14 protein-coding genes are annotated in these 14,443 nt (G+C 40.9%); 5 read left to right on the plus strand and 9 right to left on the minus strand.

The genetic code is table 11. The annotated features are described in order from the left end of the window. The first annotated feature begins 168 nt into the window (after positions 1 to 168). Positions 169 to 1,659, plus strand: coding sequence for a HAMP domain-containing sensor histidine kinase (locus CDO33_RS11035; RefSeq protein WP_133158672.1), 1,491 nt, complete (start codon positions 169 to 171; stop codon positions 1,657 to 1,659). A gap of 65 nt (positions 1,660 to 1,724) precedes the next feature. Here the strand turns inward: CDO33_RS11035 and CDO33_RS11040 are convergent, their stop codons facing one another. The 5 genes from CDO33_RS11040 to CDO33_RS11060 form a co-directional block, all read right to left on the minus strand. Next, positions 1,725 to 2,867, minus strand: coding sequence for a THUMP domain-containing class I SAM-dependent RNA methyltransferase (locus tag CDO33_RS11040; RefSeq protein ID WP_103080050.1), 1,143 nt, complete (start codon positions 2,865 to 2,867; stop codon positions 1,725 to 1,727). A 174-nt stretch (positions 2,868 to 3,041) separates the two neighbouring features. Further along, complete coding sequence (locus CDO33_RS11045) at positions 3,042 to 3,422, minus strand: hypothetical protein (protein WP_242973328.1); 381 nt, start codon at positions 3,420 to 3,422, stop codon at positions 3,042 to 3,044. 51 nt (positions 3,423 to 3,473) lie between these two features. Continuing rightward, the gene (locus tag CDO33_RS11050) at positions 3,474 to 3,707 is read right to left on the minus strand and encodes a hypothetical protein (RefSeq protein ID WP_133158759.1); all 234 of its coding nucleotides are present in this window, start codon (positions 3,705 to 3,707) and stop codon (positions 3,474 to 3,476) included. 338 nt (positions 3,708 to 4,045) lie between these two features. Further along, positions 4,046 to 4,480: a hypothetical protein gene (locus CDO33_RS11055; RefSeq protein ID WP_103080052.1), complete on the minus strand. Its 435-nt coding sequence runs from the start codon at positions 4,478 to 4,480 to the stop codon at positions 4,046 to 4,048. Between the two features lie 146 nt (positions 4,481 to 4,626). Then, positions 4,627 to 5,391 (minus strand): LSm family protein, encoded by a 765-nt coding sequence (locus CDO33_RS11060; protein ID WP_133158671.1) that lies wholly within the window; start codon positions 5,389 to 5,391, stop codon positions 4,627 to 4,629. A 441-nt stretch (positions 5,392 to 5,832) separates the two neighbouring features. Between CDO33_RS11060 and CDO33_RS11065 the strand changes: the two genes are divergently transcribed. The 4 genes from CDO33_RS11065 to CDO33_RS11080 all read left to right on the plus strand — a co-directional run bounded on the left by CDO33_RS11065 (position 5,833) and on the right by CDO33_RS11080 (position 9,464). Continuing rightward, complete coding sequence (locus CDO33_RS11065; protein ID WP_103080054.1) at positions 5,833 to 6,192, plus strand: hypothetical protein; 360 nt, start codon at positions 5,833 to 5,835, stop codon at positions 6,190 to 6,192. A gap of 251 nt (positions 6,193 to 6,443) precedes the next feature. Beyond that, positions 6,444 to 6,881 (plus strand): hypothetical protein, encoded by a 438-nt coding sequence (locus CDO33_RS11070; RefSeq protein ID WP_103080055.1) that lies wholly within the window; start codon positions 6,444 to 6,446, stop codon positions 6,879 to 6,881. 266 nt (positions 6,882 to 7,147) lie between these two features. Then, positions 7,148 to 8,458: a PocR ligand-binding domain-containing protein gene (locus tag CDO33_RS11075; RefSeq protein WP_103080056.1), complete on the plus strand. Its 1,311-nt coding sequence runs from the start codon at positions 7,148 to 7,150 to the stop codon at positions 8,456 to 8,458. 250 nt (positions 8,459 to 8,708) lie between these two features. Next, on the plus strand, positions 8,709 to 9,464 hold the full coding sequence (locus CDO33_RS11080) for a YhcN/YlaJ family sporulation lipoprotein (RefSeq protein WP_103080057.1): 756 nt from the start codon (positions 8,709 to 8,711) through the stop codon (positions 9,462 to 9,464). Between the two features lie 144 nt (positions 9,465 to 9,608). Here the strand turns inward: CDO33_RS11080 and CDO33_RS11085 are convergent, their stop codons facing one another. The 4 genes from CDO33_RS11085 to CDO33_RS11100 all read right to left on the minus strand — a co-directional run bounded on the left by CDO33_RS11085 (position 9,609) and on the right by CDO33_RS11100 (position 14,441). Then, positions 9,609 to 10,592: a hypothetical protein gene (locus tag CDO33_RS11085; RefSeq protein ID WP_103080058.1), complete on the minus strand. Its 984-nt coding sequence runs from the start codon at positions 10,590 to 10,592 to the stop codon at positions 9,609 to 9,611. Positions 10,593 to 10,727: 135 nt separating this feature from the next. Beyond that, positions 10,728 to 12,608, minus strand: a complete 1,881-nt coding sequence (locus CDO33_RS11090; protein WP_161496425.1) for a glycoside hydrolase family 127 protein — start codon at positions 12,606 to 12,608, stop codon at positions 10,728 to 10,730. A gap of 22 nt (positions 12,609 to 12,630) precedes the next feature. Then, positions 12,631 to 13,485 carry a carbohydrate ABC transporter permease gene (locus CDO33_RS11095; protein WP_103080060.1) on the minus strand — a complete coding sequence of 285 codons (855 nt, stop codon included), beginning with the start codon at positions 13,483 to 13,485 and terminating at the stop codon, positions 12,631 to 12,633. Beyond that, positions 13,485 to 14,441, minus strand: a complete 957-nt coding sequence (locus CDO33_RS11100; protein ID WP_242973327.1) for a carbohydrate ABC transporter permease — start codon at positions 14,439 to 14,441, stop codon at positions 13,485 to 13,487. The genes CDO33_RS11095 and CDO33_RS11100 overlap by 1 nt, the downstream gene beginning before the upstream one ends. Between the last annotated feature and the right edge of the window lie 2 nt (positions 14,442 to 14,443).

Genomic DNA, 14,443 nt, shown 5'->3' on the forward strand with positions numbered 1-14,443 from the left:
ATATCGTGGACAAATACTGTGCAAATATTAAAGAATGCAGCATGCCTCCTGGCCGTTTATGACCAAGGCAGCATAAATACGGTTTTATCACCGGAGGCGGTTATATCGGAACAATACCAAGGGACAAAGTTTATCAAAATTGCCTGCGATGGGTGGGGTGTTAATTTTATGAAGTTTAATTTCAGATCCTTAGGTTTCAAGCTTTGGATATACTATATTTTGTTTTCTGCCATAATATTGCTGTTATTGTGGCTTCTTCAGATTGTCTTCATGAACAGCTTTTACGAGAGGATGAAAACCGAAAATATTGAAAAAATAGCTGATACAATTAAGGATAGCTATAAGCAGGAAGATTTTAGATCCATCATCGACCGATATACTTTTAAAAACTCAATCCTCGTCTTTATAACAGACCTGCAGGGAAACATCATCTATGCTTCGGATGAACATGGCTCAGGCGGTCCCGGCAGTTGGGATTTTCCCAGCAACAGAGTGCCCCTTCCCTTGGAGAACGCAGCAAGGCCTCTTCCTAAGGATTACGGTATTTTTCTTCAAAAGCTGCTCCAAAGTGAAAATGGTAAAATTACCTATACTCTGTCAGGGGGCAGATACAGAGGCAAAATCCTCGTCTACGGCGCAAAGCTGCAGGATGCAGTCCTGTATATCAGCACTCCCCTTGAACCAATAAACTCAACCACCAATATTCTGAAAACACAGCTTTTGTATGTCACCGTCATTGCACTGCTTCTGGGCTTTGTTATCGCATTCTTCATAGCAAAAAAGCTGGCAAAACCTATTTCCAATATCACCAGCACTGCTGGACAGCTGGCTTTGGGCAATTACAACATACAATTTCAAAAAGGATATTGCACCGAGATAGACGAACTGGCTGCCACCCTTAACCATGCTGCCAAAGAGCTGTCAAAGGTGGAAAGCTTGAGGCGGGATCTTATTGCCAACATGTCCCACGACCTTCGCACTCCCCTTACTATGATAAAAGCTTATTCTGAAATGATCAGGGATATCTCCGGAGATAACCGGGAAAAGCGGGAAACTCACCTCAAAGTAATCATGGAGGAAGCCGACAGGCTCTCATCCCTCGTCAATGATATACTGGACCTGTCGGTAATGCAGTCCGGGAACGAATCCCCAAGGCTTGTCAACATCAATTTAAGCGATATCCTGAAAAGAGTTCTTTCGCGTTTTGAACCTTTATCTGAACGGGAAGGCTACACCATCAAAGCAAAGATTGAGCATGATCTTTATGTCCTTGCGGATGAGAAGCGGATGGAGCAAGTATTCTACAACTTGATAGGCAATGCGGTCAACTATATCGGAGAAGACAGGATGATCCTGGTCAACCTTATTGATTCAGGCGGACGGGTTCGCTTTGAGGTCAGGGACAATGGCTGTGGAATACCGGAGGAAGATCTTAAGTACATATGGGAAAGATACTACAAGTCAAAGAACCATAAGCGCTACGTTGTTGGCACCGGGCTTGGCCTGTCCATCGTGAAAAGCATACTGGACATGCACGGTGCAAGGTATGGTGTCCAAAGCAAGGTAGGACACGGCACCATGTTCTGGTTTGAGCTAAAAAGGAATATTATTAAAATAGCAAAAAACCCGGCCTGCTCAAAATCAAGCAAGCCTTTCTAAAGGCAATGCTTGATTTTTTTATCCGGAATATTTCAAAATGCAAGTTATCGGTTGATTCAACCTTCCTAAAGGACATTCTTTGGCGGTGGCGGTCCGAAATACTGATAGTAGTTGCACATAATTCGCCCGTTGTACAGCTTTCTCTTTTTATCCGCCTTGCGGCCAAAGAATTTTTCAAACTCGGGATGGGAAGTGATGATGTAATAAGACCATGTGTCAAAGGCACTGAACACAGTCCCCATCTGCCTGTAGAGCTTTTCAACTTCCCTCATCTCGCCCAATCTTTCGCCATAGGGCGGATTGCATATGATAAATCCATACTTGTACCTCGATCTTATATCAGCCACCGGCATCCTCTGAAGATGAATAGATGCCTCTACCCCAGCCTCTCTTGCATGGTACCTGGCCAGGCTCATTGCCTCTTCGCTTATATCCGAGCCATGAATTCGCAGATCCTTTCCGTACTCCGCAAGGTCATTGGCCTCTTCCCGGGCTTCCTTCCACAATCCTGAAGGTATGTTTGGCCATGATTCGGCTGCAAAGCTCCTTTTTATTCCCGGGGCGATATTGCATGCAATCATTGCGGCTTCTATAGGTATGGTGCCTGAACCGCAAAAAGGATCTATAAGTACACGATCCTTGTTCCACCGGCTTATCATTATCATCGCAGATGCCAGCGTTTCTTTCAAGGGAGCTCCGCCCACAAGCTTCCTATAGCCCCTCTTGTGCAAGCCGGCACCGCTGGTGTCGATAGTCAGGGTGGCAACATCTTTTAAAAGAGCCACCTCAATCCTATACCTGGGACCATTTTCATCAAACCATTCCCGTTTATATTTCTTTTTCAGTTTTTCCACCACTGCCTTTTTTACGATTGCCTGGCAGTCAGGCACACTGGCCAGCTTCGAATCTATTGACTTCCCTTCCACGGGAAATTCAGCGTTTTCAGGTATCCATTCATCCCACGGAAGAGCCTTTGTCTTCTCAAACAATTCTTCAAAAGTAACAGCTTTAAACTCACCTATTTTTACCAGCACACGGTCTGCAGACCTCAGCCAGAGATTTGTACGGCATATCGCTCTTTCATCACCGGCAAAGGTAACCTTTCCGTTTTCAACGAACTGGTCGTCATAACCCAGTCTTTTCAGTTCCCTTCCCACAACAGACTCAATTCCAAAAGCTGCAGTTGCTATCAGATGTATTTTCCCCATTTTAAAATTCTCTCACTCCATTCGGTATGCTCACAAATATTATGCTTAATATTATCATAAAAAAAACAGGTTTGGAATGAGTTCTGTCAAGCAAATTATTATATGCCGGTGCAACTGTTTTTCAAGTGACAACATAAATCACATTTGACATTCAGGTATTATAATAAGCTCCAACTACTGTAAATCTCCCTCCGGCAACTCCACTCCTTCAACCATCAGTTCTGATTCTGCGGAGGGATTCAGGACTTCATCCATAGTTATCTGCAATATCTGAGCCAAAGAAGCCCCTCCTGAAATAACCTTGGTGAACTCATTTATGGCTGTAGCGAAATTTTTGTCGTCGGCATATTTCTTTATTAATTTTTTTATCCCATTGAATAATTTTTGTTCATCGTTGGCGTTTATCTCGTCTTTGAAGATTTCTGCAAAAACTAAAGGTACGTTTTTTTTGTCCTTCTCTATATTTTCAAGACTCTCTATCAGTTCCACCATATTCATAGTACCATTTTTAGCTATGTGAATCACCTCTTCATATCTCAATTGCTTGTTTGTCATCTGCAATAATTATTTTCTGAAATTAAGCAAAAAATAATACTCTAAAAAGCGCTAGAAAAATTTATGATTTGCATCATTCTTATCACTTTTCGCATAAGAACTGTTTCTGTCCATGTTTTTACCTATGATTACACCTGTAAAAATTCCTACAGCGGCAAGCAAAAAAAACAAAGGTTTTTTTGTAGCAGAAAATCCCAATATGGAAAGTATACCACCTACTGCGGCTCCTATAAGCATTCCAAGTTCTGAATAACTGTAATCCTTCACGAAGTATCTCTCCTTCATCTGTTTATATGATACCGGCAGCAAACCTTTATAGCAAAATCACAATTGCCATTTAAGTTCAGCTTACTTCGGAAACGTCAAATTTTAACACATAATAACAATAATATAGACGTAATAATTCAATAAAAGTTTCATAAAATTAAACATAATGCAATCAAATCAGCCAAATTTTACAGAGATAACGTCAAATCGTTTAAATTCACCCTTGGAACTAAAGCAGTTGAAATGAAGTTCTCCGGACCTTGTATAGTTCAAAGGGATTTCCCCCTTTGGCCGCAAAAAAAGAAGCCGGACAGCCAGCAAAAGCAAACCGCCTGACTTCTCTTTTTTTAGCTGAATTATACGGCATTATGCACAAAAGATACAATGGAATCAATCGGTATATCCGCAACAGAGCCAACCGTGTATACCGGATAACCATTCCATCCACCGGCAGTAATAGCTCCTACCTTATTTGCAGGAAGCACCAGTCCGCTCGGCCATCCATCATGTCCGCCAAAGGCATATTTCCCTCCATCCCTGTATCCATAACCTATATCAAAGTTCGTACAAGCATTGCCTAAAGAGCAACCCGGAGGCGGCCCTATTCTGGTCAGAAGTCTCACAAAGCAGGAGTTCACAGCCAGAATTACACCGGTAAATCCTGATCCTGACTGGCCTCCGCTGGATGTAAATATGGTTACGGTTTCTCCTATATGCTTTGCCAGTAAAGCAGCAAAACTTTCTTCGGATTTCCTGATATCCTCGCTAGCTAATATGCCGTCTTCTGCCATTTTTTCATCCCCTTTATACCAAATCGCTTAGACTATTCCTAATACTACAGTATTATGTATATCAAAAAAATGTGACATTTACATAAATTAATTATTGTTTATAAGCTTTTTCAGCCGTAAAACGATCGGTTTTTACTTGTATCCATTTAAATCGGGTTATGTATAAAGGAGACAATTTTTTTAACCGGTATATTTACAATTGACCCTGCTCTACCCAATATGCCGACCGGCGTACTTCTGCCCAAGGTGTACGGTGCTCTAGCTTTATAATAGCAACGGCAGCAAGCGACCTTGCATACCCTTGCCAATCCGCATGAAGGCACCGGTCCGATTTGTGAAACCAATCGTATGTACTCATTCGTTACATTCATAAGAACTCCGGTAAAGCTTCGGCCGGATGCTCCTCCAGCTCTTACAAAAACGGTTACCGTTTCTCCTATATATCGGCGCATGTGCTTTGCAAACTCAATCCTTGCAGTTTCCATATGCCCTGAAGTATCTATACTTTCCAAGGCTTCCAAATTTCCTGCGGCTTTTGTAGTTTCTATATATCCTGGAATTACTGAATTTCTTGTAGCTTTTGCTGTCTCAATATATCCCGGAATCACTGTGGCTTTTGCGGTTTCTATGTCTACCGGAATCACCGAAGGTCTTGCAGCTTCTGCATCTCCCGGATTACGTAAAACTTCACCTTTACTTACTGTAGAAGACTTTATTTTATCCCTGTTTGCACTGATGGTTTTTCTGCTAGCTGTGTTCAATATCGTATTATTTTTGCTGCCTTCGCTTTTTGCGGCAAATCTTTCGCTGCTTTTTATTCCCTCAGGAAGTTGTGCCGGAATGCCTGTCTTTATAATTTTGCTTCTTTTTCTTCTGGCAAAGCCGATACCATACATCCACCATCTTCGCATTTGCATCCCCCCACCTATATGAATGCCATCCCAGGGAATATGAATCCCCCTGCTTTGAGCATAAGCATAAATTCTGTTTGCTCTGGCATATCCCGGCAAGCAGAGCTAAATCCACTTTCCGGCGAAATAAATCCAGTTTGTTCACAAGTGGAAAATAGTCTTACAGCCACCGGTTCTCTTCAAAGGTTTTATCACTACTTATCAGAATATAAAGATTCTAAGGATTTGTTACCCTGAAAAAGCTAAGCCTTGCTCCTTTCCACATGTTACTGCAGCAGCATACCTTCCGTTAATATGCTCATTTGACATTTGCTGTTGCTTCCCTACCGCATGCTGTTGCAGCAGCCTGTTTTATAAACATATTTTGCAGAGAAGATGTAACATAATAAGTTTACAGAACATAGGATATATGGGCATCATATTAAGAAACGGGATGGGATAATGAACTATAGGGAAATTGAAGAGTTCAAATCTACACTTATGCAAATATTGAAAAAAGGATGCAGAGTAAAAATTGATACCTACGGCATTGATGGGAAGATCATTGGAGTAGGCTTCAAGCCTTATTGGACAAATCCTGCCGATTCCAAAATTGACAAAGTGGAATTTGATATATTGTGTGATAACGGAAAAATCATGCCTTTTTACTTGCAAAACGTGATCGGGTCCCACATCAAAGCTCAGGATGGTAAGGACCTTGGCAGATCCAGGAATCTGTGCTTGGAAATATACACTTACTCATTGAGTAGAGCATCAGATTCAGAGCCTTATGACAAACTATCCCTTCTAATATATAAATAGAAGCATGAATTTTAAATATTATCGGCTGACGGTATTTCAGATATGGCTATAATGAGCTAAATATATCCTAAAATGCGCGCATAAGCTTAACGAAGGAATAACGTCATATTGCCCAAACAGCATCTGACCTCTTTAATACACAATCAACCGCCATAATCTGGAATACATAAAATAGTAACATAAAAAATACTGCTGTCATAGTATGTAATGACAAACAACCCATTGCTAATAAAGAAAGGAGTGGCTATATAATGCCTGATGGAGTATATGGCGGTGCAGGAACATTTTCAGGTGGCAATTTCGCTGCTTTGCTCTCCAATTATATAGGTGAAACGGTAACTATATTCACAAGCAGCGGAGGCCAGTCAGGATCAGGTTTTACAGGAGTTATTCTTTCAGTAAACAACGTGTTTGTAAGGCTTATTACCAGAATTGGTCCTCCTCCGGGATGCTCACTGGGTAATGCTTGCACAGGCTTCAATGTAGGTTATTATCCGTCTTACGGCGGCTGCGGTGATGGCCATGGCGGTTACGGTCATGGCGGATTTGGTTCCGGTCCTATTGCTCCGGCCAGCGAACTGGGCGCCACAACGGCAGGAGGCTGGAACGGATATCCTGTATATACTGTTGGTTCGGTTACTGATATACCCATTGCATCGATTGTTTCCTTTGTTCATAATGCAGTATAGGCATATAATAAACAATCAGTCAAAGCAGCTATTGGCTGTACCACCAATAGCTGCTTACTTTTATGAGTATCCTTTATTCATGCTGTTATCAATCTCAGCAGCAAAGTGCTAAAAATCCAAAGCATTTTCAATACTTTTTGTCTGTAATATCATAAAATAAAATTATTTGTATAAAATCCCATCGGTTATGCCATTTTCAAAACAGCACTGATTTAGTATAATTTATTCATGCATTAATTCAAAAACATTGTGAAAAAGGTGAAACAATGGAATTGGGCAATGGGCAAAGCGATGTCAGATTTGACCTGAAAAAAGCAATTAAATGCGTTGATGCTTATAGCAAATCTGTCGGTATTGAATGCATAATAATAGATTCTGACGGCAATCCTCTTTATCTCACCGGTGGCAGAAAGGATATCTGTATATTTTGCAGCAGGATGCAAAACCCTTTAAAGGGAAGCATTAACTGCTCAAATGTTCATCTATATGGAAGTTATCAGGCAGAGAGATTCGGAGGCAAGTATGTGTTTTTCTGTCCAATGGGCATGGTACACTGGGCATCTCCCATATCGGTGGACGGATCAATGCAGGGAGCAGTGCTTGCCGGACCGGTTCATATGGTTGAACCCGATCAGTTCCCGATAGATGATATAGCCAGCATGAATCAGATAGAAGAATCCCATCTGGATGAGTTCAAGATGTGCATTGAAGAAATACCCGTAATAAGGCCGGATGTTGTTGAAAATATGTCCGAGCTTTTACTGATGGTGGCTGAGCAAATATCTGCTCCCCAGTCCTCAAAATATTTTTATGAAAGAGAAAGCCAGGAGCAGCAGTCCGATATTTCAAAATACCTGCAGCATATAAAAACAATGGGAGGAAATGATGAAAGCCTGTCTGCCTATCCCATTGAAAAAGAAGAAGAGCTTCTGTCTCTTATTTCCATTGGTGACAAGGCAGGTTCCCAAAAGGTGCTCAATGAAATCTTCGGTTATATATTCTTTTCCTCAGGAGGAAATTTCGAAGTAATCAAAGCCAGGGTTCTTGAGCTAATCGTCCTGCTTTCCAGGGCAGCTCTTAAAGGCGGTGCTGATGTTGAGCAGATATTCGGTCTGAATTACAAATACTTAAGCCAGATAAACAGCTTCCACTCAGTGGAAGAGCTTACTTACTGGCTCTCAAAAATCATGATGAGGTTTACGGATTGTGTATTCAACCTGGCTGATGTCAAACATATCGACGTTATCTATAAAGCCGTCGATTATATAAAAAGAAATTACATGAAAAAGATAACCCTTGAAGAAGTGGCAGCAAATGTGTATTTAAGCCCATCGTATTTCAGCAAGATTTTCAAGGATGAGATGAAATGCAATTTCAACAATTACCTAAACCAGATCAGGATAGAAGTGAGCAAAAAGCTTCTTGCCGATGATTCCATCGCCCTTGTTGATATTGCCAATCTGGTTGGATATGAAGATCAGAGCTATTTCACCAAGGTTTTCAAAAAGCTTGTCGGCATCAGCCCCGGTAAGTTTCGCGAGGCCAGATGCAGCAAAATAAACCTGCAGCAGAGGTAAATTCTTGCTCTGCTGCTAACTATATATATCATAATTATCAGCCGGACATGTCATAAATATAATAGGCTTAAGAAACGCTCTTAATACCGTAATTTTTAAATACCATTATTTTGAAATTTGAAAATGCCGCAATTTTACCTCCACAATTTTTCATGAATTTGGGTTTTAGATTAGTTGTTCACTCCTATATTAATAATTAACTCAAATAAAAAAAGCAGCTCTGAGAAAAATAAATGTGGAGGTGAATAAAATGAATGCAAAATCGCGTTCAATAATTGCCATCACAGCCACTGCTGCTACTTTTTTGATCACATTCAGCGCTTGTGCCACTCAGCAGAGAACTACTCCACAAACCACGCGTACCAGGCTCCAGCAGCAGATGACACCAGGTAAGCTAGGCAACAATATGGATAACAACTTAGGCAACAATGCAACAGGAAATACAGGCATGCGTTTTGATGTAACGCCTGAAACAAACCGTACCACCACCGGAGCCAATATAGGAACAGGTAACAATAATAACGGCAGAAATGGTAACTTTTTAGGTATGGGCAATAACAACAGGAACGGCAACCTTCTGGGTATGGACAATAATAACAATGGAAACGGCAATTTCTTAGGCATGGGTAACAATGGCGGCCAGGCTCCGCAAACTACTGCAGGACCTTCTGACAGAAGCAAAGCTGCAAGCATAAAAAGAGGTCTGGAATCAATGCCGGGAATCAATAATGTGGATGTCGTAGTTATGGGAGATACTGCCGTTGTTTCCTATGGACGCAAAAATGGTGCTGACAATGCTAATGTTACAAACCAGACAATAACAAACAGAGTAAAACAGATTGACAATACAATAACAAACGTGTACGTCAGCGATTCCGCTGATATAGGAAGTCAGATCAGACGTTTGTCCAATGACATGATCAATAACAAGCCATTGGATGAAATTACGAATTCCTTCAATAAGCTGATAAATAAGATTAACCCTAACACCAATGCACGCAGCTAAAACAGTCTGCTGCGGACAAAAATCCACTGGCTGCGAAAGCAGCCAGTATTTTAATACCAATCTTCCACCATTTATACTACAGCTTTCAAATTATGATTTAGGCATATGATACTCTTTTGAAATTATTCATCATTTTCCATGTCACTAAGCACGGCTGAACCTTATAAGATAGCGAATCATAAGCATCAGAAGTACTGAATACAACAATCCCTGAAGAGTACTTACTAAAATAATTATGTTGGTGCTTTTTACAGCAAAAATTATAATATTGCTAAGAATCAAATACACAAGGGAATTCTTGCCTATCGGTTGTAATGCCCCGACTAACATAGATGACTTTGAAAGAAAGGACGAAAGAAGATAATACATATAAAGCGCAAAAGCAGGCAATATCAGCCACATTATGGTAGGAGGAAACCTTCCTGGCAGAGCACCACCGTTTTTAATAATACTGACGATTGAAATTCCACTTAAAAGCAATGAGCCAAAAAAGAACTTGATGTTAAATCCTATCTTGTATTTATGAAAATACATTCCAAGGATAAAGAACGGCATATACTGCAAAACCGGAAAAGCATAAAACTTCGTAATACCAATCAATAAACCCAGTTGGTTAATCTTTATCTTATCATATGGAATGAATGTAGTTAAAAACAAAGTAAAAAATACAATCCAAAATACCATCCTATTATGCAACAACATTTTAATCGGTTTAAAAAGCAGCACAACAAAAAATACGTACAGCGCAAAGGATAATAAAAACTCAGAATATCCAGGTATATCTGACAGTGTAATAATTTTCAAAATGTTATTCATATTGGGCTGCCTTTTATCTATAAACAGCCTGTAGCTTATACCGGAGATGTAAAAAGCAATTAAAATCCTGAAAGCAGAAATTATGATTTTTCTCCAGACCTCTTTAAAGCTCCTGCCCATATAGGCGATATCTATTACATAGCCAAAGCAAAACACAAAACCCGTGAATGTAATTATATTGGCATAATCACTGATGATTTTTGACGCCGGATAAAGGTTCATATCACCAAAAAACTGTAACACATGGGCAAAAATCATTCCAACCACAAGCAAACCTTTAAAAATATCAGCCTTAACATCACGTTGTGACACAATAACCCTCCTTAAAAGCTTTATTCATTTTATATACAATACAGCAGAGCGAAACCTCGCTCTGCTGTGTTAACACTTATTTGTCTCGGTTATTTGCATCCGCCAGTCGATATAAGTGTTCATCAGTTTCACATCTTAATCTTTCAATAAAAACCATACGTTCATTTCATTAACCCCTCGGTTTGCCCATGCATGATAAGGAATCAGGTTCAGGGTAACTTCCTGTCTTTCTATTGGCTCAGCAGAATAAAGCCCGTCTATTCTTCTGCGAACTTCCGCAGGACCGCTTATGCCAATCAGCCTTGTATTTGCAATCTCTTTCTCATATATCTGCCACCTTGTATCTCTTCTAATGCGTACATCCCTGAGATTGAAGCGGTTATCGGCTCCCTCAGCACAAAAAACGATGGGGCCCCGTTTTAACGCTGCCCTGCCGCAAATGTCCCTTACTTCCGGATTTGCCTCCACTGTTTCTATCTGCATATCAAGATTCAGTTCTATCATGTCCCCTGTTCCCAATAACCTGTCAATATAGGCATAGCCATCTTTTAGGGTAAACTGGCATTCTGAATCATTTACCTTGATGTCAAAGGACCTCGCCCACTCCGGTATATGAAGCGCAAAACTGAACCCGCAGCCATCTTTTACACTAAAGACAATTTTACCGTCATATGGGTATTGGGTATGTTGTTCAATATTGACAATTTGATGCTCCAAAGGAATTTCAGCTTTGCTGTCCATATAGCAATGGGCAAAGACAGTATCCCCGCTGCTCGAATAGGCAAAATCACCAATGGATTCGATAAAGCGCAGAATATTAGGTGGACAGCAGGAACAGTCAAATACTTTTGCCCTCTCCATAATAGGCAAATGCTGCATCAATCCTCGGGGACGCGAATCATTAAAGGCTTTTTTCTTAGGATCAGCATATAAAGGATTTTCATAGAAGAAGCTGTCTCCTGTCAGTGAAACACCGGAAAGGGCAGTGTTATAGATTGCCAGTTCTGCTGCATCGGCATATTTCCCGTTTGGGCTGATTAGCCACATACGCCGGGCAAAAAGAGCAAGAGCAATAGAAGCACAGGTTTCGGCATACGCTGTTAACTCAGGCAGATCATAATCATAAGTGAAAGCCTCTCCCCTGTAAGTTGATCCTAAACCACCGGTTATATACATGCGTTTTTGTGTGATATTGTCAAACAACTTGTCGCATGCATTATAAAGACTTTCGTTCTTGTTATGCAGAGCCAGGTCTGCCATCCCTGAATATAGATAAAGCGCCCTGACGCAATGACCTTCTGCTGTAAATTGCTCACGCACTGGCAAGTGCGACTGCATGTACTCCAGGCTTGCGAAATCATAGGTTTTGTCCCGTTTGCTGGTACCACGGGTATCAATAAAATACATAGCCAACTGCAGATAACGGTTTTCTCCTGTATGCATATAAAGCTTGTACAGAGCCAGTTCAATCTCCTCATGTCCGGGAGTATCAAACGCAGCAGAATGTTCAATGCGAAACACCCTGTCAATAAGGTCTGCATAACGTTTCATAATTTTCAGGAACTTATCCTTACCCGTAGCTTTATCATAAGCTATGGCCGCTTCAATCAAATGCCCTGCACAATAGAGTTCATGGTCGGTACAGCGAGTAAACCGTGCTTCAGGCTCGACAACGGTGAAATATATGTTCAGATAGCCATCTTCAGACTGATAGGCTTCCATGAGATCAACCAAATAGTCTATTTTTTTCTCCAGTTCTTTATCCCTGCTTTTCTGCAGCTTATAGGCTACCCCCTCAATCCATTTTGCTATGTCGGATTCCCAGAATATATGCGGTTTATTGGGTTTACCCTCTCTCCATTCACCCTTTAAGGCCTCAAACCTTCCTGTCTCTTCAAAACGCTTGTAAAGAGCGTCAATAGTGATGTCTTCCATCAGTTTCTGTTTTTCCGCCCAGAAGCCGCCGTTTATCGAAACTTTCTCAAATCCGACCGGGCATCCGCCATATTGTTTCATACTCTTCATCCTTTCATTGTTTTCAAGCTTTCAAACCTGTCAGTGTAATTCCTTCAATGAGATATTTCTGGCCTACAAGGTAAACAATAATGCATGGGGCAACTACCAGTGTGGAAGCAGCCATAAGCAGATTCCACTTGGTGGAATACTCGCCCCTGAACTGCAAAAGTCCCAGGGAAAGGGTAAACTTTTCAGGTGTATTAAGGTACATTATTGGGCCAAAAACATCATTCCAGCATCCAAGAAATGTGAACAGCCCTACAACTATTATTGCGGACTTTGACAGCGGAATTATTATCTGCAAAAAAATCCTTATATGTCCAGCACCATCAATTGTCGCTGATTCATCCATATCTTTGGGAATGGTCATGAAAAACTGGCGAAGCATAAAAATATTCGTAACCCCTCCCCCGAAAAACGCGGGAAGGACTAAAGGCCAATAAGTATCTATGAGCTTAAGGTTGCTCCACATTATAAACTGGGATATGATTGTGACTGAACCAGGAAGCATTATGGAAGACAAAATAATCATAAACACTATGCCGCGTCCTTTCCATTTTATGCGAGAAAACGAATACGCGCACATGGCACTGGTAAGTACTGTTCCAACGATATTTACAACCACCAGGAAAATCGTGTTGAGGGTATAATCAAGAAACGGCATGAACTTCGTAGCGTCTTTATAGTTTTGCCATATCATCTCTTGTGGCCAAAAAACAAACGGATCCATGATGTAAATCTGTGTGCTTTTCATAAAGGATGAACGTACCATCCAGTAAAGCGGGATGATACAAATCAGCGACAGCAGAAGAATAAAAGAATAAAAGAGGATACGTTTCACAATATATGCAATTCGATTTTTACCTGTCAGTGCCATTATTCGTCTCCTCCTTCATAATACACCCATTTTTTAGATGTTCTAAACACAAAGGCAGTAAGCATGAGTATTGTTATGAATAGCAGCCACGCCATTGCAGACGCCTTGCCCATGTCCATGTATGTAAACGCCTGGCGCCAAAGGTTGTAAACATAAAACAGAGAAGCATTGTTCGGGCCACCATTGGTCATAATATAAGACGCGTTAAATACCTGCAACGCTCCTATTATTCCCATAACAAGATTATAAAACATGGTAGGTGAAATCATGGGTATTGTGACCTTCCATAGTTTATGCCATGCATTGCCCCCGTCGATTTCCAAAGCTTCATAGTAAACTCTGGGAATGTTTTGCAATCCTGCCAGAAAAATAACTTGCGTAGCACCTGTTCCCCATATTCCCATAAATACTATGGATGGGATTACTGTTTTCTCCCCCCAGATCCATTTGCTTTCCGGTAAACCCAGAAAATCGAGGATGACATTAAAAAGTCCGAAATCCGGATTCATCAGAAGAAGCCACACAAAACTGTTGGCAACTGCCGGAACAATGCTGGGCAAATAGAACAATGATCGAAAAAATGCACGCCCCACCATTGGACGGTTAAGCATAAGAGCAATCATAAATGAAAAAATCAGGTTTGCAGGAACTGCAAGAACCGTGTATTTTACTGTTGCCTTTACAGAAGCCCAGAATGCAGGATCAGATCCGTCAAAAAGACTTATATAGTTCTTTAATCCTGTAAAAACTGATGCGCCTATTACATTATAATCGCATAAGCTATAATAGGCACTTAACGCCATTGGAACAATGTTGAAGAACAGAAAACCCAAGATGGCAGGAAGTGCAAATCCCCAGCCAGCAATGTTTGTCAACAGTCGACGACGGGACATGGTAGATGAGTTGCTTTTTGTGGCTCTTTGCGTTTTAAAAGCTGTAATACTTCCTTTTGGCACAT

The organism is Clostridium thermosuccinogenes (genome assembly GCF_002896855.1).
Lineage (GTDB): Bacteria > Bacillota > Clostridia > Acetivibrionales > DSM-5807 > Pseudoclostridium > Pseudoclostridium thermosuccinogenes.